Raw genomic sequence first — 23,280 nt, forward strand, 5'->3', positions numbered from 1 at the left:
CCGAGCTCCCGCCACGTCAGCCTCGGTCGGCCCTCGGCGTCACGGGCGAACAGGTCGCGCAGCCGGACGCCGTAATGCTCGCGGAGGTCGGCCTCTACGGCCTCGCCGTGCTCCCTCAGGAGCCGGACGAGGCCGCTGATTCCCCCTCAGCCAGCCCGCAGTGCTCGCGGTAAGCGCGGAACAGCGCAGTCATCTTGTACTGCGGCATCCGGATCTTCCGGAAGTCGGCCCACTGCTCCTTGCCGAGCGCCAGACGGAAAATGCCGACCGTGGCGCCGATGTCGCCCTGCTCGGCGGACTCCATCAGCCCCCACACATCCAGGGCCTGCGCGTGCTCGAACTCCCAGCGGCGGCCATCCCAGTGGACCATCCACGGAGTGAGGTCGGCCTCGGCCTCGACGGCGTCCAGGTTGAAGTCGAACGGGGAGTCGTCCGGTCGGGCCGTGCTGCGCTTCGTCGCGGTTCGGGGTGTGCTCATGGCGCTACTCGCTCTCATCTGCGGGTTTGGTGATCTGAACGTTGCGGGCCGGGATCGTCAGCCGCACCATCCCGGACCCGTCGGGGCCGAGAGTCACGGACATCTGCTCGGCCTGGACGGTCCAGGGGAACGGGCGGCCGTCGATCTCGATGGCGCCGCCGGGCTGGATGACGATGGACTCGGCCACCGGAGGCGCCTCCGTCGGGGCCGGGGCCTGCTCCTGGAGGAGCGCGGCCGCGACCTTGCTGCGGATCCGCGCCGGCACCGGCTCGCCCTCCTGGACGAGACCGAGCTCGGCGGCCTTCCGCTGGATGTCCTGCTCGGTGATCGAGAGCCGCATCGCCTATCCCTCTCGCGGTTCGGTGGAGTGGTGCACCGGGGCGCGGCCGAACCGCGACGAACACCCGCGCCCCGGCGGCCTGTCAGGAGACGGTGACGGCGCAGGTGTCCGTCTCTCCCAGGTAGGTCGCGGTGATCGTGGCGGACCCAGCCGCCACACCAGTGACGTAGCCGCCGGTGACCACGGCCTTGGACGAGGCGCTCGTCGTCCACGACGCGTACGCAGTGACGTCCTGCGTAGAGGAGTCATCGAACGTGGCGGTCGCGGTGAGCGCCCCGATCTGGCCCACGGTCAGCGACTTGGTCGCCGGAGACACGTCGATCGACTCGATCACCGGAGTGGTCTGCCGGTCGAACAGCACACCGCCCGAGGTCGGGAAGATCGTGGCCGCGAACGTCATGGACTCAAGGTCCGACTCGTTCTCGCCATGGTCGCCGTCGAGCGCCACCTCCGCGTACAGCGCAGAGGACAGCCGACGGACCTTCTCGCCCTCCCGGGTCTCGAACGCGATCTTCACCTTGGCAGGACGCGGCACGACGATCTGCGTCGGCGACGAACCCGGCCACAGCAGCGAGTACGTGGTGTCGTTGTCCTCCAGCGCCGTGAAGCTCTTGGTGAGCTTGAAGTGCTGGCGGCTCGTCCGGACGAGGATGCCGCCCCAGGCGAACTTGTCGTCCGTGTCCTCGTCGCGCGACTCGGGGAACCCCTCGTCGCCGTCGAGGAGCCCGACGAGCTTCCAGTCCACGCCGAACGCGCTGTTGGCATCGGCCGGGAGGGTCGCGGAGAGGTTCGTGGAGATGTAGACGTCCGCGTCCGTCCACAGATTGGCCTTCATCGGGTCGCCGGACATGCGGCGCCTCCTTCTCTCGTTTCAAGGGGTACGGGTGCGCCGCGGTTCGAGCAGGGGTCAGGCAGACAGCACGGTCGGCCGGACGTTGGCGAGCACAGTGAATGTCGACAGGTCGATGCCGCTCACGCCGTCGACTGCCGGAAGCGGGCCGGTCCCCGGACGTACGCCACGGATGACGGGCCCGGAGTGGACGATCAGGAGCCCCTGGCAGAGCATCGCCAGGTCGTGCGCCTGGTCGGCGTCCTCGTGCCACACGGTCACCCGAAGCGTGCACCGGGAGTTGGCCATGGACGCATGCGGGGCGTCGCTGTCCTTACGGACCATGACGTACGGCAGCCGCTCCAGCTCCGGCGACCGATCGGCCGGCACCCGCGTGCCCACCGTCGCCCCGTCCACGTGCGGCTCCGACCACCCTGCCAGAGCGGCACGCAGCACCTCGGCCCCCGCGGACTGCACGTCCGGAAAGACCGTCAACGGCTTCACCGCTGCCACGCCTTCACTTCGAGTCCGACGAACCCGGCCGCCCTGGTGAGGATGCCGTCCCGGGCCTGCCAGGACATCGCCTGCGGGTCGGCCACCACCACGGTCGCCGCGCCACGGTCGGTTGTGTAACCGCGGACCTCAATCTCGGTGCCCGCCGGGACGAGGGCCCGGACGTTCGCCGCGACCTCGTCCGCCAGGCCGTCGATGGTCTGCCGGACCTCCGGGCCCTTGAGGATCTCCCGCACGCCAGCGTGGTCCAGACGGAAGTCGACCAGCACGGTGGCTCACCTCCTATCCGGTGGAGCGCTTCATCGTGAACTCGATGTGGTCCGGCTGGCCGGTGAGCGGATCGGACCATTCGCCGACCTCGCCATCGACCTCCAGCGTCATGTCGCGCCACTCGAGACGGTCCACGGCCCGAATGTCCGGCACGGTCCCGGGCTCGGACTGCACCCGCCACCCGGTCACAACCGCGGTCCGCGTCGCATCGGGGGCCTCGGTCTGGCTGGCGGGCTGGACGTTCAGATGGTCGACCGTCGCGCGGCTCACCGCGCCCGCCGACCAGTCCGGGATGGTGTTGCCGCCGCGGTCCGTCTTCGTGCCCGCGCGCACGCGCACCACGCTGTCGAAGAAGAACATCAGGCGTCCCCACTCGTGCGGACCTTGTGCCGGGCCACAGCCGCGGACCACTGCGAGGTCACGCCGATCGCGGCCTGAGCGCCGAAGGTCACGGACTGGGCGCCGACCGTCTTGGACTGGAGGCCCGGCACCACCGTGTGCATGCTGCGGGCCTGGTCGATGACGGCCTCCTGGATGTCCTCCGGGACCTCCGCCCAGCCGTGGCTGTACGTCACCTCCACGCACCGCAGCCGATCCGGCCACGTGCAGCCCAGCCGCCGCAGCACCCCGGTGTCCGACCACGAGTAATCCGTGTCCTCGACGAGCTCGGTGCCGTCCAGCTTCACCATGGTCACGGCGGTGGTCGGCCACACCGGCAGCAGCAGAGCCCGGCGGCCGCCGCCGTCGAGCACCTGCTCGTCGTCCTCAACCAGCGTCACCGGGTGGCCGACCGCGCCCCGAAACCGGCGGGTCGCGGCCCGCAGAGCGGCCAGCAGCCTCAGATCGTCAGCGGGCTTCCCGAGCCAGACCGCGAGCTCGTCCGGGTCGGCGAGGAACTCCGGGTCAGTCGCCACCGCCCGCACCGCCCTTGGAACGCGGCGTCCGGGCCTTGTTCGCGGAGCTGGTGCGGGCCTTGTTGGCCGCCGACGGCCGCGCCTTCTTCTCCGGCGCCTGGTCCTCACCGTCGCCCGAGCCCGGCTCGCCGCCGTCCTCGCCCGCAACCGGGGCGTGGTCATCGTCCGGCAGGGACAGCACCGCACCGCCACCACCTCGCTCGCGGACCACGTCGGCATCGGACAGACCGCGCGACTCGGCATCGGTCTCGTTGAGCTTCATCACGGTCTCGACGCCGTTCGGCGAGGTGACCTTGTACTTCTTCAGCGGGCCGCCCACGACGGCCACCTCCAATCGCTCATCGACCGGGACCGCATCGGAGGACGGGCCGCACGCCGCGTGCTCGGCGCCGCACGGGCACCGCCCTCCAACCGACCGGCGGGTGAACAGCATCAGGGCGCGATCAGGCCGGCCGCGCGCAGCTTGGCGAGCAGCCCGTTGATCGTCGCCCTGGCCGTCGCCAGATCGGCGACCACCTTGTCGAACTCCGTCTTCGTGGGGTTGGCCCCGGCGGCTGCCGCCGAGGTGAGCGCCCCCATGTCCGCCTGCGCGGCAGCCTGCCCGCCCTCACGGGCAGCCCCCGCGCTCGGGTCCAGATACGCCATGGTGTGGCCTCCTATCAGGCAGTCAGGTCAACCTCGACGAAGGCGTTGGGCTGGATGACCCCGAACGCAGCACGCATCTCCGCCAGGATCGCGACGAGGTTGCGCACGAAGAAATCGAGATGGGAATCCGTCATCTGGATGGTGGCCTGCTCGCGGTCCCAGAGGATCGCCTTCCGCCAGTCGCCGACGTATCCAGTCCCGGCCGGGACTGCCTCGGTCTCGATGACGGGCAGGCCCCACAGGGTCTGAGCGGTGCCGACACCGGCCGGGCCGCCGAAGTAGAACCGAGCCTCGTTGTCCTGGAGGAGGTCGATGATCTCGACGTCGGCGGGGTTGAGGAGGTACGCGTTCGGGATCGAGCGGCCCACGGTGCGCACCTTGGTGCGGGCCTTCCGGAGGGTGACGAGGGCGTTGGTGTCCCACGACTGCGACTGCACGCCGGAGACGTTGCCGACGCCCTCGAAGTTCTCGCCAGTGCCATCGCCGCCGATCATCTGGTCCTCGAGCTCTTCCTCGAGGCCGTACCGGAGGAACGCGTCGATCAGGGTCCGGATCTGCGCCGCGTCGCTGAGGGCGCGCTTGGTGACCGGGATCCAGTGCGCGATCGTCCGCACCGGCGTGGTCACCTTCGCCGCAGCAAGCGCGCTCTCCGGCTTGTAGCCGCCTCCCGCGTTGTTGACCAGCGCGCCCGGCACGGATGCCGGGGCCGTCGGCGCTGCCGAGGACGTGGCCTCGGCCACCGGAGCGGCATTGTTGGTGATGGATGTCAGCCGCACGTACTCAACCGTGTCGGACGTGGTGGTGCCCTGGGTGACGACGTCCCGCAGCCGCAGCGGCCGTTGCAGCGCGTCCAGGCCGACCTGAAGGCCGAGCTGGTCGTTGGTCACCCAGGCGCCCGCGCTGGTGTCCGAGCCGCCGGTCACCAGCGACTTGAATCCGGCGAGACCGCTCTGCACGCGCTGCTTCTGGCCGAAGGTGCCGTTCGGCGCGGTGGCCAGCAGCGCCTTGTACTCGGCGCTGTCGGTGAACTGCTCGCCCAGGCTCTTGCGCCGGTCGGGCAGTTCGAAGCCGGATGCGGTCCGGCGGTGGCCGTTGTCGTCGGTCTTGGCGTTGAGGGCGATGTCGTCGCCGAGGTCGGCGAGCGTCTTGCGCAGCTCGTCGTTGCCCTTCAGCTCCTGGATCTGGCTCTTCGCCTCGGTGGCCTTGGCCATGTGCTCCCGCAGGGCACCGGCCTCCTCCGGGGTGAAGTCCCGGTTCTCGTCCTCCGCCTTCTTGGCGATCGCACGCGCCTCGGTGAGGTGGTGCTTCATCTGGCCGGTCAGGTCGGCCAGGGTCATCGTCGGCATCTGCCGTCTCCTCAGTCTGTGAGCGATGCCTCCAGCTCCAGGAGCTGGAGGTCAGTGCGCAGACGGGCAGAGGCGGCACCGGCCTTGGCGGCGTCGTCGTCCGACGGCGCTTCGCGGGGGTCCGGCGTGGTCTCGTCCTCGGTACTGCTCTGGGTGGTTTCCTCGGTGCCCTCGGCGGGCGGGGTGTCCGGCTGGGCGGAGGGCTGTACGCCGTCGGCCGCCGGACCCGGCTGGCCGGGCTCCTCGGGTGCGTTCTTCTGCGGTGCGGTCCGGGCCTTCTCGGGCTCGGCCGCGGCGAGCACCTCGCCGATCGCCTCGTAGGCGGTCGTCAAGGTCTCGAAATTTTTTTGGCTGAGCACCCTGCCAGCCTTCGCACCGCGGGCCAGACCGCGCGCCTTCGCGGCCAGGAGTTCGGTCTCCTGGTTGGCGCCGACCAGGCACGGGCCGACCTCGTGCACCTTCAGGCGCCGCAGCTCGTAGTAGCCGCCCCATGGGTGCTCGTCGTCCTTCACCCACGCGCCCTCGTTCACGTCGTAAGCGAAGGAAAACTGGGTGACCCTGCGGCCCTTGAGCAGCCGGTACACCTGGGCGGCGGTGGGGTTCTCCTCCAAGTCCTCGACCTGGCCAGTGACCTCCAGCCCCTGGAGCGTCTCGACCGCCTTGACCACCCGGCCGATGTGGGCGAACGGATCGCCCCAGGCATGCGACCAGATCACGGGGATGTCGTCCCCCTTCGCGGCCCATTCCGCCAGGGTCTCGCTGAACGCGCCCGGCCGGACGATGTCGCCCATCGAGTCCTCGGTGTCGAACACGCTGACCAGGGCGGTGAACTGCCCCTCGGCCAGCCCGTCGGCGACGCCCGCCGCCTTCACCCGCGCGGTGAAATCCTTCGTACGCACGGCGTCATCCCTCCTTCGCGTAGTCGAGAGTGCAGTTGCAGTTCACTAGCTCCTCGGTCCGGCCCTTGCCGTCACCCGGCCATCTCAGGCCGTTGGAGAACACGTCATCCAGTGAGACGGACTCACCGTCCTGGGCCCGGTGGGAGGCGCGTGGCTTCTTCCCGCCGGTCCGCCAGACCTTCTTCGTCAGCCCGGAGGCGCCGGCCGCGTCGTGCCCGCCGAAGGACCGCAGCTCGGTCGAGGCGGTGAGCGCCCGTGCGGCGGCTGCGGTGCCCCACGCCACCCCAGCCGACCGCAGAGCCTCCCGCCACCCGTCGCCGCCCGCCTCCTGCACCGCAGCGACGGCCTCCCGCCCAGCCTCCTCATGCTGCTCGGCGTGCGTCTCCGCCGCCGCCAGCACCCAGGCGAGCATCACCTCAGCCGACCAGCCCTCGGCCTCGGGGTTCCATTGGTCGAGCACCTCCCACGCGCCGACCTGCGCCAGCCGGTACCCGTGATCGGCCAGCAACGACTGGAGCTGCGCGAGCCGGTCATCGTGCCCATCCGCCCACAGCTCCAGCAGATCCGGCATGCCGTCCGCCTTGGCGCCGGCCGCCGTCAGCAGCTGCTCGGCCTGCCGCTCGGTGAAGGCGGTCAGCGACTTCTCGAGAGCCTTCCGCTCCGCGGTGAACGACCCCAGCGCGGACGGCTTGCCGCTCTTCGTATGGGGCCGGCCGCGGGCCTTGGGCGCACCGTCCGGCGCCGTGTCTCTGGGCGACGCCAAGCCGCCTTCAGTGACGTTCAGGGGCACGATGAGCGTGTCCCCGTCGTCCACCGCCGGGAGATTGTTCCGCGCCCGGGTTTCGTTCACCGTCATCCACGGGCGCCCGGTCGCGGTGCTCGCGGCCGCAGCCTGCTCCTCGAAGCTGCCGCGGAGCTTGGCGCCGATGTTGAACTCGGCGTACACGTCCCGGTTGTCCGGCAGGTCCGGAAGGATCTGCGCAGCGATCTCCTGCTCCAGCATCACCAGCCACGGCCCCAGCGTGTCCTGATACAGATGCGCGTGCTGCTCCTTGATGTTGGAGTACGTCGCGTGATCCAGGATCCCGATCAGCGGCGGCGGGATGAAGTACGCCGCCGCGCACTCCTCACGGGTCAGCTTGCGCGCCTCGATGTACTGAGCCGCCTTCGGATCGAACCCGACCGGCTTGTACTCCATCCCGTCTTCCAGGATCGGCGTGCCGCCCTCGGCGCCGCCGCCAGAGGTGAAGCTGCGCCACATCTCGCGGAAGCGAGCCTTCTCCTTCGGCCCCCACTCAGGCGCGTCCGCTGGGCGGACGAGGACACCCGTCGTACGGGCCCCGCTCTTCCACATCGCCGCCCGTGCCTTCGCCGACTCCGACGACTCCAGCAGCAGCTCGCGCAGCGACTCGACCGGGGACGCCCCATACGTCAGGCCCTCCGGCGAGTAGCCGTGGAGGTGCACCACCTCGTCGACGCCGAAGTCACGGCCCCCCGCTGTCTCGAAGTGGGACGGGGCGATCCAGTTCCCGCCGTACGGGCGGATCAGTGTCGGCGGCACCGGCAGGATCCGTAGCGTGCCGTCGAGCTTCAGCTTGATCCCGTACGCGTTGTCGTACAGCGCCAGATCGCTCACGATCCGCTCGACAAACCGGTACTGCGTCATGCGCGGCAGCGGCTCGGCGAGCAGCTGCGCGAGCGGATGATCGATCAGCCGCTCACGGTCGGTGTCGGTGAGCCGCCGGAAAACATGGATCCCGAGCTGCGCGACATTCCGCGCGATGAACCCGATCACCGTCCGGACCTGCGGCTGCGTGCGCCAGATCGTCTCGTACTCCCACGGCGCGGCAGGCAACGGCATCGCGGCGAACCCCGGCGTCACCCCGGCCCCGGTCGTCGCCAGCTGGCCGGAGGAGACGACAAACGACACGATCAGCCACCCCCGCCCGCGAGTACCTGCGTGAACTCCACCTGCGACCGCTCGATGACGATCTCCCCGTCGACGCGCTGCGGCTCCCGCCCGGCCTCCAGCAGCTCGGCGTCCCGGAGCACCAGGAGCGGGCCCCGCTTGGCCCACAGGACGCCGGAGAACGCCTTGTCGGCGAGGTTCACCACGACCCGCTTCCGGACCGCCGTACGACGCCACGCGAACATCAGCGACCTCCTGCCTCCCGGCCGCTACACGACCATGATTTCGTCCTCGTCCGCGTACCGGGACTTCCTCTTCGGCGGGCGAGCCAGAACCTCGGACATCGCGTCACACAGCGCGGACACGCCGTCGATCTTCTCGCCCGAATTCGCCTTGTCCGGCTTCACGTTGCCCGCGGCGTCCATGGCCACGGCCAGGTTGTCGACCATCCACAGCATCACCGGGGACCCGTCATGCCTCAGCACCGGCCGGCCGCCCTGCCCCACCGCCTTCTGACCGAGGAGGAGATGACGCTGTACCGCCTTGAGCGCAGGCGACATGGTGACGAAGCCCTGGCCGACCTTGACCAGTGGTGCCCGCTCGCCCTGCAAGTCGTTCGTGAGCTGGGTGGAGTTCCACCGGTCGTATCCGAGGGACTTCACCTTGAACGCGGCCAGGTCGCGCCGGATCTGCTCCTTGATGAAGTCGTAGTCCGTAACGTTCCCGGGCGTGGTCCGCAGCCAGCCCTCCCGGACCCACCGGGAGGCCGCCCCCGACGTTCGCTTGTCCAGGGCCTTGACGTTGTCCTCCGGCGTCCAGAACCTGAGCAGCAGATCGAGAGATCCGTCTTCGTCGTCGGGGAACAGCCAGGCCAGCGCGTTGAGGTCGGACACCGAGCCCAAGTCCAGCCCGCCGTGCGCCTCCCGGCCCTTGAGCTTCTCCTCGTCCACCAGCGCCGCATTCGCCCGCCAAGACTCCAGCGTCAGGAACTTCGTCTGCTGCTTCGTCCGCACCCCGAGGTGCAGACGGAGGAACTTCGCCAGGTCCGCAGGGGACTGCTTGGCCTCGTCCGCCCGGGCCGCCAGATACGAGCGCGTAGGGCTCACCCCGTAGCCAGGGTTGGCGGCCTTCCACGTGGCCTCCGCGAAAGGGTCCGCGTCCTTCGGCACCGCGAACACCACGCCGTACACCGACGGCGCCGTGAACACCCCGCGCGCCAGCTGCTCGATCCGGTCCCGCTTCCGGCCGTAGATCGACTCCTTCTTACCCGCGTCCGCCGTCGTGATGATGAGAATGAGCGGCTGACGCCGGGAGCCGGTGCCGGTCTCGATCGTCTCCACCAGCTCCGGCGTCTTGTGCTCGTGCAGCTCGTCGATGATCGCGTTGTGCAGGTTCGCGCCGTGCTGAGCACCCGCCACCGACGAGATCGGCTTGAAGTACGAGCCCGACTTCGGGTGGTAGATGACGCTCTTCATCGCCTTGACGTGCCGCTTCAACGCCGGAGCCGACTCCGCCAGCCGCTTCACCGGCTCGAAGACGAACCCGGCCTGCTCCTTCGTCGTCGCCGCGGTGATGCACTGCGCGGCAGGCTCACCATCAGCGCACGTCATGTAGATCGCGACGCCACCGGCCAGCGTGGACTTGCCGTTCTTTCGGGGGACATCGACGAACGCCTCGCGGATGATCCGCACGTACATGTCCGCGTCGTCATCCCAGACGACCCAGCCGAAGACGGGGGCGATGATCCACGCGACCTGCCAAGGGTCCGGCCGCAGCGGCTGCCCGGCCCACTGGCCTTGGGTGTGCCGCAGCAGCCCGAACGCCTTGATCACCTTGTCGACCCGCTCGGGGTCGAACCGGGCTCCGGGGACTTCCCGCGGCTCGGGCGTCTTGACCAGCGGCGGACAGTCCGGCAGCGGGATCCCCCGCTCAACCAGATACCAGGCCACCTCGGGGCTCAGCTTCAGCCGCTCCAGCAGCTCCGCGTCCAGATAGGCCGCCGGCGGGTCAGGCGAAGGGGTTCTCTTCCTCGTCGCCATCATCGGCCCCTCTCGCCAGGGCCTGCTCCGTCGAGGGCGTCAAACCGAAGTGCCCCGCGAGCGCCCGCAGCTCACGGCCAGCCGCCCGGGCGATACCCACCGCCGGATGCGCCAGCACTCCCTGCTTCGCCTCGATCGTCAGCCCCTCACGCTGAACCGTCTGCGTCGCCTCCACGAACACCGCCCAGGTCTCGCAGTAGCTGGCGAGCACCGCCCGGTCCTCCGGCTTCAACAGATCCAGCCGCGTCAGCCCCGGCACCACCCGGTCCCACTCGGCCCGCGCCTCGCCAGTCAGCCACTCCGGAGCCGACGGCGGGACCCGCTTGAACGCTGGCCCAGCATGCACCGGACGGCCCGCAACGTCCTTGCCCTCACCCCGGCCCTTCAGCAGCTTCAACGCCGCGGGCTCTGCGGTACGCCCCATGGCCCAGACCCCCTATGCCGGATTCTGTGCACGCGTCTCCCGAGTTGACCGCGGCGGGCCCCCAGGCGATCACCCTGGTGATTGCGACACCCCTACCCCCCTGGTTGGGTGTCCGGGTTGGCTGGGGTCGGGGCGGTGATGCCGATGGCGATGTCCTTGATCTTGCCGCTGAAGGTGATGGCGCCCTTGATCGCCTCGGTGCCGTCGGCTCCGGAGCGGAGGGCGTGTTGGACGAAGGCGGCGAGCTCGTTGAGGGTGAGGGCTTTGCCATTGGCCTTGTGCTTGATCTCCTGGCCCATGTGGTTCATCGTCTCCGTCCTCGCGCTCGGTGCATTCCTCGTATGGCTTCGGCTCTGCTCTTGACCTGGTCGCAGTCGGGGCACAGAAGGCCGAGGTTGTCGAGGTCGGTGGGTGATCCGCCTTCGGCGATCGGGACGATGTGGTCGAGGACGAACGGGTCGTCGTCGGGTCCGGTGTCGGCTTGGTCGGCTCCGCATCGGTAGCAGCATCCGTTGTCCCGTGCGGTGATCCGGCGCTTGAGCTTGCGCCAAGTGCCGGAGCTGATGCCGTACCTGCTGGCCTTGTCGTCGCGTCCTGCCCATGGGATGGGCTGGTGCTTGTCGCAACGTCCGCGCTTGGTCGCGAGCTCAGAGCACTCGGGGTCGGTGCAGCGGGAGGGAGGGGCGGTGGGCACGGGCCTCCCCCCTGGGTATGGCGAAGGCCCCGACCGGGTGGGTGCGGGGCCTGTCGTCTGTGTCCGGGCACGCCGGACTTGGGGCAATGATGCGACGGCTGATCGCTTGTGGTCAAGCCGGTCAGTCGATGGCGGTCTTCAGCTTGGTGAGCTCGGGGCCTGTGTCCTTGGCGGGCATGGTCCATCGCCAGGTGGTGTCATCGCCGTCGGTGTAGGTGAGGGTGCCGCCTCGCTGGGCGGTGGTGATGTCGAATGCCTGGGTGCGCCATTGGTAGGTGCCGGGCTTGACGGTGCCGCCGCTGGTGTAGCCGTTGGGGGTGACGTTGGTGGCGTTGCCGGTCTGGGTGTCGACGGCTTGGCCGTCGGGGGCTACCCATTCCCAGCCGCCGTTCTCGATGGGTGCGGATTCGGCTGCGGCGACCGCCTTGGTGGAGCGGGCCTTGTAGGTGATGATCGCGAAGGCCCCGTTCTCTGCGGTCTCGCCGGTGGCGGACTTGGAGTAGATGACGGTGGTGGGGGTGATTTCGAGGACGCCGCCGCCGGGGCCTTCGAAGGGGTCGGGTGAGCCGATGGTCTCGATGCCCTTGCCGAGGGCCATGGGCTTGGTGGGGTCTGGCCCCTTGGCCGTGTCGGCGGCCTTGTCGCCGCAGTGCTTGGTCCACTCGGCTTGGGTCGTGTCCTGGCTGGTGCAGTCGAAGGTCTTCCCGGCCTTGGGCTGGCCTTCGCTGTCGTCGCTGCTGCATGCGGCGAGGGGGAGGCAGAGCAGCGCGGTCGCGGCGAGTGTGAGTGTGCGGGTGCGCATGGGTGTCCCCCTGGTGTGCGAGTGCTGGTGGGTGTGGGGGGATGCGCACTGTATCGGGCGTGTGGGATGGCGCGTTGGAGTTCGGTCAGAATGCCTCCGCCCCGCTCGTTGCCGGGCGGGGCGGTTCGCTCCCGAGCAGCTGCGCAGCCCACGCAGATCGGGTAGGGACACGGCCAGCGTACGCCGCGGGGCTGACGGTTGGGGTCAGCAGAACGCCCCCGCTCCAGGAAGGGGCGGGGGCGTTTGCAGCTGGCCCTCGCGCCCACGGTAGGCCGTGCGCTCGGCTGTGTCACGGGGCATGCACGGGGTGAGGCCCCGCTGCGGCGGGGGCGCGGCGGGGCCTGGGTGCCGGGCGCTACCCGGCGCGTAGCTGCCAGTGTGGCAGGCGGTCAGTCGACGGGCGTCCACTGCGTGACGGTCACCTGGCGCTCCTCGACTTCCACGGCCTCGACGGTGCCGCCCCACCAGCCGTGGTCGTCGGGCGTGTACTCGCCGATCTCGAAGTCGCCGACGTTCAAGCGGCCCTCGTACTCGACGGCGTACGTCTTGCCGTCATCCTCAGCGAGGAAAACCGCGCGGCGCTTGGCCGTGTACTTCAGCGTGGTCACGTGCTCGTCGCAGAGCACGGTGTCGCTGTACTCGACGTCCCTGGGGCTGTCCGGGGGGACGCCGATCGCGGCGAGCTCGGCGGTGGTGAAGGTGCGGGTGGGCATGGTGGTCAGTCTCCCGTCTTGGGCTGGCTGGGGGCAGGGTTCGGCTGGACTGGCCGTGTCCAGCCGCCGGTGTTTGCGTCGTACTCGCGGGCGTGCTGGGGCTCTCGCTCGCTCCGCTCGGGGTCGCGGATGGGCATGTCCTCGCGTAGGGGTGCCACGATGGTGCTCCTCGTCTCGGTTCGGGATGGGGCCCGGGGCGGCCGTCTGCTGCCAGGCGATCCGGCCGCCCCGGGAGTCAGATGCCTGCCAGCGCAGCCAGCAGCGCCAGGGCGAACGCCCCGAGGGCGCCGCTCGTGATGTCGATCGCGATCTTCAAGCGCGCGTACTTCCGCCGGGCGATCTTCGAGAGCTTGACCAGCCGGGCCGGGGCGTGGTCCGCCGTGAGACTCGCCGCGACGTCGCCCGGGTCGCAGGTAGCCCAGTGGAGGAACCCGCCGCGGACGGGGCCACCGATCCTGGGGCGGATCACGTCGAGGGTGACGAGCATGGCGGCGATCAGTCCGGCCGCGCCGAGCCCGGTGAGCGCACTGGTGACGGGGTCGAGGTGGCGGCCGGGGACGGCTACGACGAGCACAGCCATGGGCAGGCCGAGGGCGGCGAGCAAGGTTCCGGCCTTGCTGTCCGCTCGGGCGATCTCGGCGACGACCTCGGTGTGGGCTGCGGCTAACTGGTCGGGTGTCGCGGTCATGTTCCTTGTCATTCCTTGTCGAGGGTCTCGGTGACCGTCAGGTCCGGGTGGTGCTTGCGGATGCGGGCGATGCGCGTCTTCGCGAAGTCCGGGGCGTTGGTGGTGAACTCGTCGAGGAACGTGCCGTCCTCGTCGGTCACGCGGTACCGGGTGAACTCCATTTCGGTGCCTCCTGCGGGCGGTAGCCGGGGTGGTAGATGGCCGGGTAGACGGTGGTAGTTGAGCGGTAGACGTGCAGGTAGACCGGGGGGTAGACGGTCACGCGGCCTGGTCGGCGGGCGCGCCCGGGGAAGGGGCCGGGAGGTCGTCTCGGTGGACCCCGTACGCCACCCGCCGGTCCACCTTCACCGAGCGCCGGACGGGCACCCCGTGCGCCTCCAGACGGGCGCGCAGATCGGCCACCGTCCAGCCCTCCCCCTGCCCGTGCTCCTGGAGGTGCGTGAGGAGGGTGGAGAGGTGGACGCCGGGCCGGTCCCCGATGGCGTCCGCGAGCAGCTTGTGGACGGCGCCCGGGTCGGCTGCCGCGGGGTCCTCCTCGGGCTCCTCCTCCACTGCCTCGCCGGAGGCCGGGCGGGAGGCGCGCCAGGCGGCGATGAGCCACCCCGCGGCGACCGCCCACATCAGCACGGGCCGGGCCCGGATGGCCCGGGTCGCGAGCCACCCGGCGGCGCCGAGGAGCGCGAGCCGGAAGGCGGGGCCGAGGGCGGCGCGCCAGCCGGTGAGGTCCTCCCGGCGGCCTCCGCGCACCCAGGCGGCGAGGACTTCGGAGCGGCGCTCCCACACCAGTTCGCTGCCGCGGGCGAGACGGCTGGCGGTGTCGGTGAGGGTCGAGCGGATCGAGTGGTTCACAGGGCGCTCCCGCCTCGTTCCAGCACCTCTCGGCCCTTGGCTCCAGCCCAGTTGACGGTGTCGGGCCACCAGGACAGCAGGGCGGCGACTCCGGGCAGGAAGCCGAGGACCGCGAAGGTGGCGAAGCCGCCGATGATGCGCCTCTTGTCCTTCTTGCCGGACGACTTGAGCAGGATGATCACGCCGATGAGGAGCAGCACGGTGGCGACGCCGCCCTCTTCGGTGAGGGTGCCCATGCGGCCGGTGGGCATGGCGGTGCCGCCGCGGGTGCCGGTGGTGGTGGACACGCCCTTAGACCCGGCGGAGGAGAAGAGCCCGGCGATCCCGGCGGCTCCCCAGCCGAGCGCGCCTCCGATGCAGATGGTGGAGAGGGAGCCGAGCCCGGCCCCAGCCCCGTAGGGCAGCAGGGCCTTGGGGTCGCGGCTGCCTTTCAGCCAGGGCCGGATGTTGAACCAGAGGAGGGCAAGGGCGGCGGCGACCCCGCCGAGGTTGATGGTGACGTTCACCGGTGGACTCCTGTGATTGCGGTGATCGGGTCGAACCAGTCCATGGCGCCTGTGAATCCCACCCCGGCGACGGCCACGCCCCACAGGGCAAAAAGGCCGTGGGTGCGGCGGAAGCGCTGGACGGCGAGGAGAAGCACGGCCGCGCCGAGGCCGTACGCCCAGCCGACGTGCATCTCCCGGGCCTCGCTGAGGGTGTAGGCCCAGGTGGTGACGGCGCTGTAGCCGGTCCACGGGATGGGGATCACGGCTCCGGCGAGCGCGGCGGTGACCTTCCAGGGCGCGGCGATGGAGGTGACCCAGTCCCACATGCGGGTCCAGCGGCTCTCGGGCTCCGGCTCGGGCTCGTCGGTCGGCACCACGATGTGGGTGTGGACGTGCCGCACCTCGATCGAGGCCGGGGGCGGGGTCGCGGCGGCGGGCGGTGGTGGCGCGGTGCGCCAGGGCGGGATGAAGTCCGGCCCGAGCAGGGGCTGCGGAGGTGTGGCTGCGGCGGGCGGGAGCGGGGTGCCGGCGGGGTAGACGCGGGCCGGGGTGATCGGGTCGGGCATCGGGGTTCCTCAGCGGATGGTGGCCGCGGCGATGGCGGCGAGGGAGATGAGGTACGCGGCGGCGACGATCGAGAGCGCGGCGGCCCGGTAGGCGGGCAGCAGTGCGGGCTCGATGCGGCGGGCGAGCCACGGCCACGAGACGACGAGTGCCAGGACGACGAGCCCGGCGAGGACGACGAAAGCGAGTGCGGCGACGAGTGCGGGCTGCACTTCAGTCCTCCCGGGTGAGTTGTTGGAGGCGCTGGGCCTTGGGCTGGCCGACGCCGAGTTCGGTCTTGAGGGTGCGGAGGCTGGCGGGGCGGCCGAGTGCGCGGGCGGCCTCGATGAGGTGCGCGGGCAGCCCGGGTTCGGGTGCACTCGGGTGCGCACCTGCGACTGCCCCCGGGGTGCGCTCGGGTGCGGTGTCGGGGTGCTCTTCGGCGGCGGTCTTGCCGTCGGCGGACGCCGGGTGCGGTTCGGGTGCGGGTGCGCACTCGGGGATACGGGCGTGCACTGCACTCCGGGTCTGGCCTGCTGCTATGGCGAGTGCGGGTGCGCGTACCTCGGGGTGCACCTCGGGTGCGGTGGCGATGTCGAGGACGAGCGGGTGCGCAGGTTCGACGGCGGGTGCGGGTGCACTCGGGGTGCGGGTGCGGGCCGGGTTCGGGGCGCCGATCGCGACGCGGACCATCTGTTCGGAGACGACGACGCCGTGCTCCGTCATGAGGCTGGCGAGTGCGGCCGGGTGCAGTCCGGGGTTCGCCGAGTGCACTCGCTGGATGGCGTCGAACGGGTGCAGGTGCGTGAGCTGCTGCCGGGCGAGTGCGGTCGGGGTGCGCGGGTGCACCGGGCCGGGCTCGGGATCCCACGGGGACCGCAGCGTGATGGTGGCGAGCTGGGCGGCTCCCCGGCGGGCGGCCAACTCGCGGATCAGCTTGTGCCGCTGGTTGGGGTCGGCGCCGACGCCAGCGCGGGCGACGGCCGCGGCCAGACGTCGCGCGGTACGACGGCCGCGCCGGGTCTTGGCGTCTTGGAGTTCGAGGCGGGCGGCGAGTTGGACAGCGCGTGTGGTGGCTCGGTCGCGGGTGATCTGCTCCGCGGTACGGTCCCGGACGGCGAGGCCGAGGCGGGACAGCAGGCGCTCGCGGAGCTCGCGACCGATGACCGCGGGCAGCCCGCCGGAGAGCGCGCCAGGCCGGACGATGCGAAGCTCCAGACCCATGGCCAGGTGCCAGAGCAGCGCGGCGAGGACGGGGCCGATCATTGCGCGTACGGTGCCGCCGACGGGGCCGGACTCCGAGTAGGCGGGGATGACCTGGACGCCGGTGATGACCCATACCAGCGCCCCGGGGACGCCCGGGGATCCGGCCTCGGTGTCGGTCTTGGTGGCGCGCATGTTGGCACGGGCCATCAGCCCGCAGGCGAGCAGCGCGATCTCGGCGGCGGCGAACATGAAGGCGCGTTCGCTGACGCGGTCCATGCCGAGGCGGTGCTCGGCGAAGCGCCACGAGGTGTCGGCCGAGTACGCGGTGCAGGCGGCGGCCGCGATGGCCGCGACGACGACGGCGGCCGAGGGCCGGGCGGCTTGACGGAGTGAGCGCACCGCGGCCCAGCCCGTGCCGACCGTCAGCAGCGCCGCGGTGAGCGCGGCGGCCGCGGCCGGGGCCGGGTGGGTGGTGGCCCAGCCGGTGAGGGTGGTGAGGCTCATGGTGGTGGTGCTCCTGGAGCGGAGAGGGGCCGGGCCCGCGCGGGGGGATTTGCGCGGGCCCGGCGGTCGGGTGGCTACCTGCCGCGGTTCTCGTTGCGGACGAGGCGGTCGAAGGTGGCCCTATCGGCGACTCCGGCCCGGTAGTCGCCGTTGCAGCTCTGCACCGTGGCGGGCTCGTTCATGATCACGTTCTCGCTGGCGCGGAGGTCCTGGTCCTCGGTGCCGTCGGAGCGACTGGTCATGCGGTCACCGCCGGAGCGGGCGCGACCGGGGTGTGGCTGTCGCGGCGGACGACACCGGTGACTCCGGCGGCGGTGCGCACCGTGCTGATGGTGCGGCCGGCGCGGCGGCCGAGGATGCCGACCGCGATGGTGCGGCGGGCTCCCGGGGGCGAGGTGGGGTCGATACGATCCATGGCGGACCTGCCTCTTCGTCGCTGTTGCGGGTGGGTCTGGCCCCGGCCATATGGAGTGGCGACTCCGGCCGGGGCCGTTCTGTTGCTGGTTCGAAGCTAGCGTCTGACTTGCCATATGGCAAGTCGCGCGGAGAGAATGGTGCCCATGACCGACGAGGGAGGGCCCGACATGGTGTCGTTCAGAGAAGCCGCACGCCGTGTCGTCGCCGAGCAGATCGCCCCGTCGATGACCCACCAGCGCGTCTCGCAGCTGGCCAAAGACGATCCGGACTTTCCCCCGGTCGTCACGATCGGCCGGTCGAGGGCGATCGACTGGAAGCTCGGCAGGCCCTACTTCAAGGCCAAGGCCGAGGCGGCGGCGCAGCGAGACTCGCGCCGCAGGATGCCGTCAGCGGAGTAGCGCACAGCGACGGAGCCCCCACCCGATCCGATCCCGGGTGGGGGCTCCGTCGCGTGCGAGGCTACAAGTTGACACCGAGCCGCTGCGCGTCGCACCAAATGCGCTCGGCGCAACGCCCGGCTTCGACGGCTAGGTCCCGGGCGGCGCCGCTGAGGTGGTCCGCGATCGGGCTGGCGGTGCCGTCTGGTTCGAGGAGCAGGGCGGCTTTCCAGGGCAGCGGGTAGAGGTTCGCTGAGGCGTACACGTCTCCCCAGGAGATGGTGTGGCCGCTGGGTGGGCAGACGCGGTCAGCGTGGGCCGTGGCGATGAGGTGGTGCGCGGGTTCTCCGCCGAGCAGTGTCTCGTAGGGCTCGGTGAGCTTGCGCGGCAGGAACTTGGCGGGTGCGGCTGGGCGGGCGTACGTCATGGGATCTCCCCATTCCGGAACTGCTCGATCCGTCGGATCGAGGCCCCGCGCCTGCTGTGAGGGTAGAGCACGCGACCGACAGCATGCCCGGATGCGCCCGACGGCGGCCGGGCGCACGCTGGAGGTGTGGCTGCGCATCCCCCGGTGGTCGTGCACCCGCCGTCACCCAGCGGCGGGCGGCGGGTCACGATCCGCGGCGAGATCGCCGGACTGGCCATGGGCCCGCCTGACCTGCTGGAGTTCCTGCGCCGGGCCGGCGCCGAGGATGTCCGGCTCGATGACCCCGAGCTGATCGAGTGGCGCGGTGGTGGCCCGGACGTCTGGGCGTAACCCCCCGGGCGGTCAGTCCTCGCCGGGGTCTTCTACGGATCGCAGGCGCCGTTGGGCGGCCCAGATCTCCAGGTCGCGGAACAGTTCCTCGTCGGTGAGGTGCTCGGCTGAGCCCTTCTTCACCACCGCGATCATCCGCCGGTCGCCGTCGTCGTGGACCCGGGTGACGTACCCGTCCGCGTCCGGTGCATCGCTGGCCTGCTGGTGCTTCGTGCTGGATGTCCGCAGTCGGGCGGCGTCCCACTCGGCGAGTTCGTCCTCGGTCATGGAGTCCGCTTGCGCCTTGGGGAGGGTGGCGATGATGCGGCAGCCGGTGTCGTAGCCGGAGATCTCGCGCGCAACGAAGTCGACGTCCGGCTGGTCGCCTGCCCGCGCGGCTAGGGCCGTTGCGCGAGCACGGGCGGCCATCTGTTCGGCCTCGTCCCGGGTCGTCCCCGCGGCCGTGGCGATGTAGCTGGTCTCGCTGCCGTCCTGGATCTCGTGAATCTCGTGGTCGCTCATGGCTGCCGCCGTTCCGTCGAGTTCCGGGTGGAGGAGGCTACTCGCCGGGCCGGGGCCAGGTGAAGAGTGTGCACGGGGTCCGCTCCGTCCACCCTCCGGAGCGGACCCCTGCTGTCACGCCGCGTTGGTCTCCTGCTCGTGCCAGGTGCGGCCGCAGTCGGCGCACTGGATGGCCGGCGGTTGGCCGTCGCCACCGTGCACTTCCAGGAGGCCGCGGCATGCGGGGCACGGCCAGTCGACGGCGACGGCCTGCCGGGCGATGCGGAGCGCGGCCTCGACTCGGGTCGCGGCCTGCGCGGCGACGGTGGCGATGCGGGCGCCGCGCAGGGGGCCGAGGGGCAAGAACGGGCCGGGGACGGACTCGAGTCGGGCGGCGAGCCATGCGGCGGCGTACACGGCGGTGCGGGTGCCGGGGTAGCGCCAGCGGCGGGGGTCGGCCGCGTCCTGGTCGGCGAGCTGGTCGCGTTGGGCGATCTCGGCCTCGGTCCATCCGGCGCCGCGGGGTGCGTGGTTCATGGCTGGCCGCTGGATCTGGGAGGCGATGACGTCGGCGCAGTGGACGAGCTCGGCCTCGACGGAGCGCATGGTGTCGAGGATGTCCACGGAGATAGGGGCCGGTGATGCGCCGGGTCCGGGCTGGTCGCGGTCGGGTCGGATGGGGTGCCCGTTGCCGTCGCCGACGTGGTCGCAGCTCGCGCATTCGTAGGTGGGTCGGCCGTGCTCGTCGCGGCGGGTGACGATGCGCTGAGGGTGGGTGTGCTCGTTGGCCTCGAGGTCGGTGACGAGCCGAGCCACGCCCATGGTCGGCGGCCACGTGGCCTGTTGGCGGGCGGTGAGGGCGTCGGTGAGGTCTGACCAGCGGTCGATGATGGTCTGGAGGTTCTGGGCGGCGGTGCGGGTGGCGGTGATCATCGCTGCTGCTCCTGGTGCTGGGGCGTTATGGTGATCTCGCCGTAGGGGCGCCCTGGTCTGGCCGGACTGGTAGGGCGCCCCGTCGTGCTGTTCAGGGGCGGTCGGTTGTGAGCCGTTGGACGTGCTGCTGGATGCGGTCGTACTTCTCGGTGGTGCTGTGCCCGTCCCACTGGGCGCGCGGGTCGTCGGCCGTGACGCGCTCGACGTGGGCGAAGAGTTCGGCGTCGCGGGGTGCGATGTGCCATGACATCTGCCAGCCGCCGACGAGGAGGTAGAGCAGCTGCCAGCCGGGCTCGTCCACGTCCGGGGCCGGGGTGATGACGGCGTTGGCGGGGTGGAGGGCGGCGAGCCAGGCGAGGAGGTGGGCCCGCTCGCGGTACGCGGCGTCGCGCTCGGCTTCGGCCCGGTCGCCGCGCTCCTGCCACGCGTACCGTTCGGCGGCCAGCTCCTGTCGCTGGTCCAGGATGCGTCGCGTGGCCTCCTCGGCCTGGTCGCGGTCGCGCTCCATCTCCAGGGCTTGGGTTCGCCAGGTCTGGCGTCCGGCGGCGAGCTGGGCCATGCGCCGGTCGCGGACCGCGAGCACGGCGTCGACGAACATCTCCGGGGCTCCGGACACCTCGTCCAGTCGGCCGCGATGCCAGACGAAAGGCTGAATTCGCGTGCGGGAGCATTCCTCTTCGGTCTCGCCGCAGTCGCCGGAGCAGGCCGCATCGCGAATGGCGGCCGCGTACTGCTCACGCAGCGCGTCGTCCAGCGCGTTGTCCCGCCCTGTCCGGGCTGTGTCCGTGCTGGTGAGCGGGTCGTGTCCGGGCGGGCTGTCCTGGCTGTCCACCGTGCTGTCCGGGCCGCTGTCCGGACTGTCCACCATCACGATGCGGGTGGCGCCACCATGACCATGGACGGCCTCGGCGTGCTCGATCGAGTCCCAGTTGACGGTGCTGGGTCGTTCGCCGCGCCACCGTATGGTCACGCTGCCGTCGGGCCACTCGACGCCGTCGGCGACGGTGCCGGTGCCGCTGACTCCCGAGATGTCGCGGTCCCGCTGGAGCCAGAACACGCGAACTCCTGTACGGGCGTGTGCGGCCCGTTCGGGGGTCGCTGCTCCCTCGGGGGCGCCTGAGGGGCTGTGAGGCCCGTGGGGCGCCGCCTGGCCTGTCTCGCGGGGCTGTTCGGCGGCGGGGCTGGTGTCGGTCATCGGTCTCCTCAGTGGTGATGAGGTGTAGGGCGGGGTGCCCGGGGCGGGATTCGAACCCGCACGCCCGCGGGGGCAGCGACTTTTAAGATCGCGGCGTCTTCCGTTCCGCCACCCGGGCCGGGGCGTATCAGGCGAGCGCGGCGACATGGCCGTACAGGCCGGCGCGCCAGTGGTGCCGGCCGCCTCCGCGGTATTCGGGCATGGGCTGGACCGGGCCGACGGTGATCAGCCCGGCCGACTCAGCGTCGAGGAGGGCGCGGACGGTGACGAGGTGGAGCCACACCAGACGGCCCTGTACCGGGGCGATGAGGCTTTGCCGACCAGGGGTCGGGGCGGTGATCCAGTAGTCGCCGTGTACCGGGATGCGCAGGGTGGCGAGGAGGTTGAGTTGCTCTACGGCGCGGGAGTCGGCGCGGCTGGTGGTGTTCATCTGTGGTCTCCGGTGGGTTGGGGCCCGGCCGCGTGGACGGCGGCCGGGCCAGGGCGGGTCAGTCGGTCGGCGAGTCCTGGGCGGGCTTCCAGCGAGTGACGGTCACCTGGTGCTGCTCCATCTCGGTCGCCACGATCTCGTCGTCGCCGAACCACCGGTCGCACTCCTGGTGCTCGGTCAGCGGCCGCTGATAGGTGACGCCGTATGCCTTGCCGTCGTCCGGAGCGCGGAAGACCAGCCAGTGCGTGGACGACCAGCGTCGGGTGTCGGTCTGTTCGCGGTGCAGCTCGGTGGCGGCGCCGTCGAAGTCGCCGAGTTCGTGCGGGACGCCGATCTCGTCGAGCTGGTCGGGGGTGAAGGTGCGGGTGGGCATCAGTGGGTCTCCTGGTAGGTGGCGATGTCGGGCAGGGTGTGGACCTCGCGGCCGCGGTAGCGGCGTGGCCAGCGGATGCGGAGCCGCGGACGACGGCGGGGTTGGGTGGGGATGTTGAGGGCGAGCTGCCCGCCGCCGGTCGCGGGCCTCGGGCCGAGTGCGCGCCGGCACTTCGGGCCGTAGCCGTCCGGGCTGGGGCGCCGGAGGGGGCGGCCGCACGACCGGCAGCGGGCGGTCACAGCGTCTGCTCCGTCCACAACTCCAGCCGGTCACCAAGCGGCCGGTTGGACCAGAGCACCTCGGTGCGTGCCTTGGCCACCTTGGCGTTGCCGGTCATGGTCTGCTGCTCGTACCGGTGCCAGCTGTCATACAGCTCGGCGTACAGGGGGCTGTCGTAGCCGGAGAGAACGACCGCGGCCCGGCAGTCGTGGAGCGCGGCCGCCAGCTCGCGGTGCTCCTGCTCCTCCTTCATCTCGACCCGGTAGTTCGACCAAGGCCGCGTCGTGCCGAGGTACGGCGGGTCGACGTACAGCAGGCACTCCTGCTGCGCCCCGTACTTCCCGATCAGCCTCAGCGCGGGCAGGCACTCCAGCGAGACACCGTGGAGACGCTCGGCCGCGGCAGCGAGCCGGTCGACGTAGGCCTCGAGGTATCCCGGCATCGACGTGACCGACCCGGCGGGGTCGATGTAGTGCCGCCAGCCGGTGCGCCGCAGCGTGCCGGAGCGGCCCTGTGCGAGGCGGGACCAGATCCGGCGGGCCAACTCCAACTCGTCACCGTCCGGCACGGGCGCGAAGGTCTCCTCGAGGCCTGCGCGGGCGTGCGGGGTCAGTATGCAGGCGCGCAGCAGCTCGGTCGGCCGGTCGCGGAGGACGCGCCAGAAGGTCATCAGCTCGCTGTCGAGGTCGTTGACGGTTTCCATGCGAGCGGGGTGCTTGGCGAGCAGGACGGACAGGCCACCGGCGAACGGTTCGACGTAGTGCTCGTGCTCGGGCAGGAGTCCGGCGATCCAGGGGGCGATGCGCTGTTTGCTGCCGAAGTACGGGACGGGTGACTTGAGCGGGGTGGCCATCAGCGGTTGGCCTCTCGGGTCTCAGAGGTGCGGGCGAGGTGGAGGAGTTGCCGGTCCGCGCGGGCGGCCGGCCGCCGGATGTGGGCCCAGCAGCCGGTGAGCGGCACGGTGAGCAGCACCACGGCGGCGACGTAGGCGATCACGTCGAGCACG

41 protein-coding genes and 1 tRNA gene are annotated in these 23,280 nt (G+C 71.1%); 2 read left to right on the forward strand and 40 right to left on the reverse strand.

Features of this window, described 5'->3' with window-relative positions; genetic code table 11:
* Positions 1 to 115 precede the first annotated feature (115 nt).
* The 30 genes from NMK44_RS00180 to NMK44_RS00320 all read right to left on the reverse strand — a co-directional run bounded on the left by NMK44_RS00180 (position 116) and on the right by NMK44_RS00320 (position 17,508).
* Positions 116 to 478 (reverse strand): hypothetical protein, encoded by a 363-nt coding sequence (locus tag NMK44_RS00180; protein ID WP_254737049.1) that lies wholly within the window; start codon positions 476 to 478, stop codon positions 116 to 118.
* A gap of 4 nt (positions 479 to 482) precedes the next feature.
* The gene (locus NMK44_RS00185) at positions 483 to 818 is read right to left on the reverse strand and encodes a hypothetical protein (RefSeq protein WP_254737050.1); all 336 of its coding nucleotides are present in this window, start codon (positions 816 to 818) and stop codon (positions 483 to 485) included.
* Positions 819 to 900: 82 nt separating this feature from the next.
* Entirely contained in the window at positions 901 to 1,668 is a 768-nt protein-coding gene (locus NMK44_RS00190) for an Ig-like domain-containing protein (protein ID WP_254737051.1), read from the reverse strand.
* Positions 1,669 to 1,725: 57 nt separating this feature from the next.
* Positions 1,726 to 2,160, reverse strand: coding sequence for a hypothetical protein (locus NMK44_RS00195; protein WP_254737052.1), 435 nt, complete (start codon positions 2,158 to 2,160; stop codon positions 1,726 to 1,728).
* The gene (locus tag NMK44_RS00200; protein WP_254737053.1) at positions 2,148 to 2,429 is read right to left on the reverse strand and encodes a hypothetical protein; all 282 of its coding nucleotides are present in this window, start codon (positions 2,427 to 2,429) and stop codon (positions 2,148 to 2,150) included. The genes NMK44_RS00195 and NMK44_RS00200 overlap by 13 nt, the downstream gene beginning before the upstream one ends.
* Positions 2,430 to 2,442: 13 nt before the next feature.
* Positions 2,443 to 2,790 carry a hypothetical protein gene (locus NMK44_RS00205; RefSeq protein ID WP_254737054.1) on the reverse strand — a complete coding sequence of 116 codons (348 nt, stop codon included), beginning with the start codon at positions 2,788 to 2,790 and terminating at the stop codon, positions 2,443 to 2,445.
* The gene (locus NMK44_RS00210) at positions 2,790 to 3,344 is read right to left on the reverse strand and encodes a head-tail connector protein (RefSeq protein WP_254737055.1); all 555 of its coding nucleotides are present in this window, start codon (positions 3,342 to 3,344) and stop codon (positions 2,790 to 2,792) included. The genes NMK44_RS00205 and NMK44_RS00210 overlap by 1 nt, the downstream gene beginning before the upstream one ends.
* On the reverse strand, positions 3,334 to 3,663 hold the full coding sequence (locus NMK44_RS00215; RefSeq protein WP_254737056.1) for a hypothetical protein: 330 nt from the start codon (positions 3,661 to 3,663) through the stop codon (positions 3,334 to 3,336). Before NMK44_RS00215 ends, NMK44_RS00210 begins: the two co-directional genes overlap by 11 nt.
* 113 nt (positions 3,664 to 3,776) lie before the next feature.
* Positions 3,777 to 3,989, reverse strand: coding sequence for a hypothetical protein (locus NMK44_RS00220; RefSeq protein ID WP_254737057.1), 213 nt, complete (start codon positions 3,987 to 3,989; stop codon positions 3,777 to 3,779).
* Positions 3,990 to 4,003: 14 nt separating this feature from the next.
* Positions 4,004 to 5,335, reverse strand: coding sequence for a phage major capsid protein (locus tag NMK44_RS00225; protein WP_254737058.1), 1,332 nt, complete (start codon positions 5,333 to 5,335; stop codon positions 4,004 to 4,006).
* Positions 5,336 to 5,346: 11 nt separating this feature from the next.
* A complete protein-coding gene (locus NMK44_RS00230) occupies positions 5,347 to 6,234 on the reverse strand; it encodes an HK97 family phage prohead protease (RefSeq protein WP_254737059.1) in 888 nt (295 codons plus the stop codon).
* A 4-nt stretch (positions 6,235 to 6,238) separates the two neighbouring features.
* Positions 6,239 to 8,164: a phage portal protein gene (locus NMK44_RS41910; protein ID WP_308357972.1), complete on the reverse strand. Its 1,926-nt coding sequence runs from the start codon at positions 8,162 to 8,164 to the stop codon at positions 6,239 to 6,241.
* 2 nt (positions 8,165 to 8,166) lie between these two features.
* Complete coding sequence (locus tag NMK44_RS00240; protein WP_254737060.1) at positions 8,167 to 8,388, reverse strand: hypothetical protein; 222 nt, start codon at positions 8,386 to 8,388, stop codon at positions 8,167 to 8,169.
* 24 nt (positions 8,389 to 8,412) lie between these two features.
* Positions 8,413 to 10,182 carry a terminase large subunit gene (locus NMK44_RS00245; RefSeq protein ID WP_254737061.1) on the reverse strand — a complete coding sequence of 590 codons (1,770 nt, stop codon included), beginning with the start codon at positions 10,180 to 10,182 and terminating at the stop codon, positions 8,413 to 8,415.
* Positions 10,151 to 10,606, reverse strand: coding sequence for a phage terminase small subunit P27 family (locus NMK44_RS00250; RefSeq protein WP_254737062.1), 456 nt, complete (start codon positions 10,604 to 10,606; stop codon positions 10,151 to 10,153). The genes NMK44_RS00245 and NMK44_RS00250 overlap by 32 nt, the downstream gene beginning before the upstream one ends.
* A 92-nt stretch (positions 10,607 to 10,698) precedes the next feature.
* Positions 10,699 to 10,914, reverse strand: coding sequence for a hypothetical protein (locus NMK44_RS00255; protein ID WP_254737063.1), 216 nt, complete (start codon positions 10,912 to 10,914; stop codon positions 10,699 to 10,701).
* Entirely contained in the window at positions 10,911 to 11,300 is a 390-nt protein-coding gene (locus NMK44_RS00260; protein WP_254737064.1) for an HNH endonuclease, read from the reverse strand. The genes NMK44_RS00255 and NMK44_RS00260 overlap by 4 nt, the downstream gene beginning before the upstream one ends.
* A 121-nt stretch (positions 11,301 to 11,421) precedes the next feature.
* Positions 11,422 to 12,102, reverse strand: coding sequence for a hypothetical protein (locus NMK44_RS00265; RefSeq protein ID WP_254737065.1), 681 nt, complete (start codon positions 12,100 to 12,102; stop codon positions 11,422 to 11,424).
* A gap of 389 nt (positions 12,103 to 12,491) precedes the next feature.
* A complete protein-coding gene (locus NMK44_RS00270) occupies positions 12,492 to 12,815 on the reverse strand; it encodes a hypothetical protein (RefSeq protein WP_254737066.1) in 324 nt (107 codons plus the stop codon).
* Between the two features lie 5 nt (positions 12,816 to 12,820).
* A complete protein-coding gene (locus tag NMK44_RS00275) occupies positions 12,821 to 12,973 on the reverse strand; it encodes a hypothetical protein (RefSeq protein ID WP_254737067.1) in 153 nt (50 codons plus the stop codon).
* 77 nt (positions 12,974 to 13,050) lie between these two features.
* A complete protein-coding gene (locus NMK44_RS00280; protein ID WP_254737068.1) occupies positions 13,051 to 13,503 on the reverse strand; it encodes a Pycsar system effector family protein in 453 nt (150 codons plus the stop codon).
* A gap of 8 nt (positions 13,504 to 13,511) precedes the next feature.
* Positions 13,512 to 13,664, reverse strand: a complete 153-nt coding sequence (locus NMK44_RS00285; protein WP_254737069.1) for a hypothetical protein — start codon at positions 13,662 to 13,664, stop codon at positions 13,512 to 13,514.
* A complete protein-coding gene (locus NMK44_RS41915; RefSeq protein ID WP_302887639.1) occupies positions 13,640 to 13,765 on the reverse strand; it encodes a hypothetical protein in 126 nt (41 codons plus the stop codon). Before NMK44_RS41915 ends, NMK44_RS00285 begins: the two co-directional genes overlap by 25 nt.
* Entirely contained in the window at positions 13,762 to 14,352 is a 591-nt protein-coding gene (locus NMK44_RS00290; protein ID WP_254737070.1) for a hypothetical protein, read from the reverse strand. Before NMK44_RS00290 ends, NMK44_RS41915 begins: the two co-directional genes overlap by 4 nt.
* On the reverse strand, positions 14,349 to 14,858 hold the full coding sequence (locus NMK44_RS00295; RefSeq protein WP_254737071.1) for a hypothetical protein: 510 nt from the start codon (positions 14,856 to 14,858) through the stop codon (positions 14,349 to 14,351). Before NMK44_RS00295 ends, NMK44_RS00290 begins: the two co-directional genes overlap by 4 nt.
* Positions 14,855 to 15,406, reverse strand: a complete 552-nt coding sequence (locus tag NMK44_RS00300; protein ID WP_254737072.1) for a hypothetical protein — start codon at positions 15,404 to 15,406, stop codon at positions 14,855 to 14,857. Before NMK44_RS00300 ends, NMK44_RS00295 begins: the two co-directional genes overlap by 4 nt.
* A 9-nt stretch (positions 15,407 to 15,415) precedes the next feature.
* Positions 15,416 to 15,616: a hypothetical protein gene (locus NMK44_RS00305; protein WP_254737073.1), complete on the reverse strand. Its 201-nt coding sequence runs from the start codon at positions 15,614 to 15,616 to the stop codon at positions 15,416 to 15,418.
* Position 15,617: 1 nt separating this feature from the next.
* The gene (locus NMK44_RS00310) at positions 15,618 to 17,093 is read right to left on the reverse strand and encodes a hypothetical protein (protein WP_254737074.1); all 1,476 of its coding nucleotides are present in this window, start codon (positions 17,091 to 17,093) and stop codon (positions 15,618 to 15,620) included.
* Between the two features lie 74 nt (positions 17,094 to 17,167).
* Positions 17,168 to 17,335, reverse strand: coding sequence for a hypothetical protein (locus NMK44_RS00315; RefSeq protein WP_254737076.1), 168 nt, complete (start codon positions 17,333 to 17,335; stop codon positions 17,168 to 17,170).
* Positions 17,332 to 17,508: a hypothetical protein gene (locus NMK44_RS00320; RefSeq protein WP_254737077.1), complete on the reverse strand. Its 177-nt coding sequence runs from the start codon at positions 17,506 to 17,508 to the stop codon at positions 17,332 to 17,334. The genes NMK44_RS00315 and NMK44_RS00320 overlap by 4 nt, the downstream gene beginning before the upstream one ends.
* A 145-nt stretch (positions 17,509 to 17,653) precedes the next feature.
* Here NMK44_RS00320 and NMK44_RS00325 point away from each other — a divergent pair, with 145 nt between their 5' ends.
* Positions 17,654 to 17,908 carry a hypothetical protein gene (locus tag NMK44_RS00325; protein ID WP_254737078.1) on the forward strand — a complete coding sequence of 85 codons (255 nt, stop codon included), beginning with the start codon at positions 17,654 to 17,656 and terminating at the stop codon, positions 17,906 to 17,908.
* A gap of 61 nt (positions 17,909 to 17,969) precedes the next feature.
* Here NMK44_RS00325 and NMK44_RS00330 read toward each other — a convergent pair whose 3' ends face one another.
* On the reverse strand, positions 17,970 to 18,314 hold the full coding sequence (locus NMK44_RS00330; protein WP_254737079.1) for a hypothetical protein: 345 nt from the start codon (positions 18,312 to 18,314) through the stop codon (positions 17,970 to 17,972).
* A 126-nt stretch (positions 18,315 to 18,440) separates the two neighbouring features.
* Here NMK44_RS00330 and NMK44_RS00335 point away from each other — a divergent pair, with 126 nt between their 5' ends.
* Positions 18,441 to 18,644 carry a hypothetical protein gene (locus NMK44_RS00335; protein WP_254737080.1) on the forward strand — a complete coding sequence of 68 codons (204 nt, stop codon included), beginning with the start codon at positions 18,441 to 18,443 and terminating at the stop codon, positions 18,642 to 18,644.
* A 12-nt stretch (positions 18,645 to 18,656) separates the two neighbouring features.
* On the opposite strand, the gene NMK44_RS00340 is transcribed toward NMK44_RS00335, so the two are convergent.
* The 9 genes from NMK44_RS00340 to NMK44_RS00380 all read right to left on the reverse strand — a co-directional run bounded on the left by NMK44_RS00340 (position 18,657) and on the right by NMK44_RS00380 (position 23,279).
* Positions 18,657 to 19,145 (reverse strand): hypothetical protein, encoded by a 489-nt coding sequence (locus NMK44_RS00340; RefSeq protein WP_254737081.1) that lies wholly within the window; start codon positions 19,143 to 19,145, stop codon positions 18,657 to 18,659.
* 114 nt (positions 19,146 to 19,259) lie between these two features.
* Complete coding sequence (locus NMK44_RS00345; RefSeq protein WP_254737082.1) at positions 19,260 to 20,057, reverse strand: hypothetical protein; 798 nt, start codon at positions 20,055 to 20,057, stop codon at positions 19,260 to 19,262.
* Positions 20,058 to 20,148: 91 nt separating this feature from the next.
* Entirely contained in the window at positions 20,149 to 21,252 is a 1,104-nt protein-coding gene (locus NMK44_RS00350) for a WDGH domain-containing protein (protein ID WP_254737083.1), read from the reverse strand.
* Positions 21,253 to 21,287: 35 nt separating this feature from the next.
* Positions 21,288 to 21,370: transfer RNA gene (locus tag NMK44_RS00355), tRNA-Leu, on the reverse strand.
* Between the two features lie 9 nt (positions 21,371 to 21,379).
* A complete protein-coding gene (locus NMK44_RS00360) occupies positions 21,380 to 21,682 on the reverse strand; it encodes a hypothetical protein (protein WP_254737084.1) in 303 nt (100 codons plus the stop codon).
* 58 nt (positions 21,683 to 21,740) lie between these two features.
* Positions 21,741 to 22,055 (reverse strand): hypothetical protein, encoded by a 315-nt coding sequence (locus NMK44_RS00365; RefSeq protein WP_254737085.1) that lies wholly within the window; start codon positions 22,053 to 22,055, stop codon positions 21,741 to 21,743.
* Positions 22,055 to 22,294, reverse strand: coding sequence for a hypothetical protein (locus NMK44_RS00370; RefSeq protein WP_254737086.1), 240 nt, complete (start codon positions 22,292 to 22,294; stop codon positions 22,055 to 22,057). Before NMK44_RS00370 ends, NMK44_RS00365 begins: the two co-directional genes overlap by 1 nt.
* Positions 22,291 to 23,127 (reverse strand): DNA adenine methylase, encoded by an 837-nt coding sequence (locus tag NMK44_RS00375; RefSeq protein WP_254737087.1) that lies wholly within the window; start codon positions 23,125 to 23,127, stop codon positions 22,291 to 22,293. Before NMK44_RS00375 ends, NMK44_RS00370 begins: the two co-directional genes overlap by 4 nt.
* Positions 23,127 to 23,279, reverse strand: a complete 153-nt coding sequence (locus NMK44_RS00380) for a hypothetical protein (protein WP_254737088.1) — start codon at positions 23,277 to 23,279, stop codon at positions 23,127 to 23,129. Before NMK44_RS00380 ends, NMK44_RS00375 begins: the two co-directional genes overlap by 1 nt.
* Position 23,280: the final 1 nt, after the last annotated feature.

Source organism: Streptomyces cucumeris (assembly GCF_024295805.1).
GTDB lineage: Bacteria > Actinomycetota > Actinomycetes > Streptomycetales > Streptomycetaceae > Streptomyces > Streptomyces cucumeris.

What these genes read in the sequence shown, in the direction of transcription:
- NMK44_RS00270 (WP_254737066.1), bottom strand. Translation starts at nt 12,815, where the DNA reads ATGCCCACCCGCACCTTCACCACCGCCGAGCTCGCCGCGATCGGCGTC.
- NMK44_RS00365 (WP_254737085.1), bottom strand. Translation starts at nt 22,055, where the DNA reads ATGCCCACCCGCACCTTCACCCCCGACCAGCTCGACGAGATCGGCGTC.
- NMK44_RS00350 (WP_254737083.1), bottom strand. Translation starts at nt 21,252, where the DNA reads ATGACCGACACCAGCCCCGCCGCCGAACAGCCCCGCGAGACAGGCCAG.
- NMK44_RS00300 (WP_254737072.1), bottom strand. Translation starts at nt 15,406, where the DNA reads ATGCCCGACCCGATCACCCCGGCCCGCGTCTACCCCGCCGGCACCCCG.
- NMK44_RS00315 (WP_254737076.1), bottom strand. Translation starts at nt 17,335, where the DNA reads ATGACCAGTCGCTCCGACGGCACCGAGGACCAGGACCTCCGCGCCAGC.
- NMK44_RS00220 (WP_254737057.1), bottom strand. Translation starts at nt 3,989, where the DNA reads ATGGCGTATCTGGACCCGAGCGCGGGGGCTGCCCGTGAGGGCGGGCAG.
- NMK44_RS00375 (WP_254737087.1), bottom strand. Translation starts at nt 23,127, where the DNA reads ATGGCCACCCCGCTCAAGTCACCCGTCCCGTACTTCGGCAGCAAACAG.
- NMK44_RS00250 (WP_254737062.1), bottom strand. Translation starts at nt 10,606, where the DNA reads ATGGGGCGTACCGCAGAGCCCGCGGCGTTGAAGCTGCTGAAGGGCCGG.
- NMK44_RS00340 (WP_254737081.1), bottom strand. Translation starts at nt 19,145, where the DNA reads ATGAGCGACCACGAGATTCACGAGATCCAGGACGGCAGCGAGACCAGC.
- NMK44_RS00345 (WP_254737082.1), bottom strand. Translation starts at nt 20,057, where the DNA reads ATGATCACCGCCACCCGCACCGCCGCCCAGAACCTCCAGACCATCATC.
- NMK44_RS00205 (WP_254737054.1), bottom strand. Translation starts at nt 2,790, where the DNA reads ATGTTCTTCTTCGACAGCGTGGTGCGCGTGCGCGCGGGCACGAAGACG.
- NMK44_RS00320 (WP_254737077.1), bottom strand. Translation starts at nt 17,508, where the DNA reads ATGGATCGTATCGACCCCACCTCGCCCCCGGGAGCCCGCCGCACCATC.
- NMK44_RS00265 (WP_254737065.1), bottom strand. Translation starts at nt 12,102, where the DNA reads ATGCGCACCCGCACACTCACACTCGCCGCGACCGCGCTGCTCTGCCTC.
- NMK44_RS00280 (WP_254737068.1), bottom strand. Translation starts at nt 13,503, where the DNA reads ATGACCGCGACACCCGACCAGTTAGCCGCAGCCCACACCGAGGTCGTC.
- NMK44_RS00190 (WP_254737051.1), bottom strand. Translation starts at nt 1,668, where the DNA reads ATGTCCGGCGACCCGATGAAGGCCAATCTGTGGACGGACGCGGACGTC.
- NMK44_RS00285 (WP_254737069.1), bottom strand. Translation starts at nt 13,664, where the DNA reads ATGGAGTTCACCCGGTACCGCGTGACCGACGAGGACGGCACGTTCCTC.
- NMK44_RS00360 (WP_254737084.1), bottom strand. Translation starts at nt 21,682, where the DNA reads ATGAACACCACCAGCCGCGCCGACTCCCGCGCCGTAGAGCAACTCAAC.
- NMK44_RS00310 (WP_254737074.1), bottom strand. Translation starts at nt 17,093, where the DNA reads ATGAGCCTCACCACCCTCACCGGCTGGGCCACCACCCACCCGGCCCCG.
- NMK44_RS00330 (WP_254737079.1), bottom strand. Translation starts at nt 18,314, where the DNA reads ATGACGTACGCCCGCCCAGCCGCACCCGCCAAGTTCCTGCCGCGCAAG.
- NMK44_RS00240 (WP_254737060.1), bottom strand. Translation starts at nt 8,388, where the DNA reads ATGTTCGCGTGGCGTCGTACGGCGGTCCGGAAGCGGGTCGTGGTGAAC.
- NMK44_RS00225 (WP_254737058.1), bottom strand. Translation starts at nt 5,335, where the DNA reads ATGCCGACGATGACCCTGGCCGACCTGACCGGCCAGATGAAGCACCAC.
- NMK44_RS00255 (WP_254737063.1), bottom strand. Translation starts at nt 10,914, where the DNA reads ATGAACCACATGGGCCAGGAGATCAAGCACAAGGCCAATGGCAAAGCC.
- NMK44_RS00325 (WP_254737078.1), top strand. Translation starts at nt 17,654, where the DNA reads ATGACCGACGAGGGAGGGCCCGACATGGTGTCGTTCAGAGAAGCCGCA.
- NMK44_RS00185 (WP_254737050.1), bottom strand. Translation starts at nt 818, where the DNA reads ATGCGGCTCTCGATCACCGAGCAGGACATCCAGCGGAAGGCCGCCGAG.
- NMK44_RS00180 (WP_254737049.1), bottom strand. Translation starts at nt 478, where the DNA reads ATGAGCACACCCCGAACCGCGACGAAGCGCAGCACGGCCCGACCGGAC.
- NMK44_RS00245 (WP_254737061.1), bottom strand. Translation starts at nt 10,182, where the DNA reads ATGGCGACGAGGAAGAGAACCCCTTCGCCTGACCCGCCGGCGGCCTAT.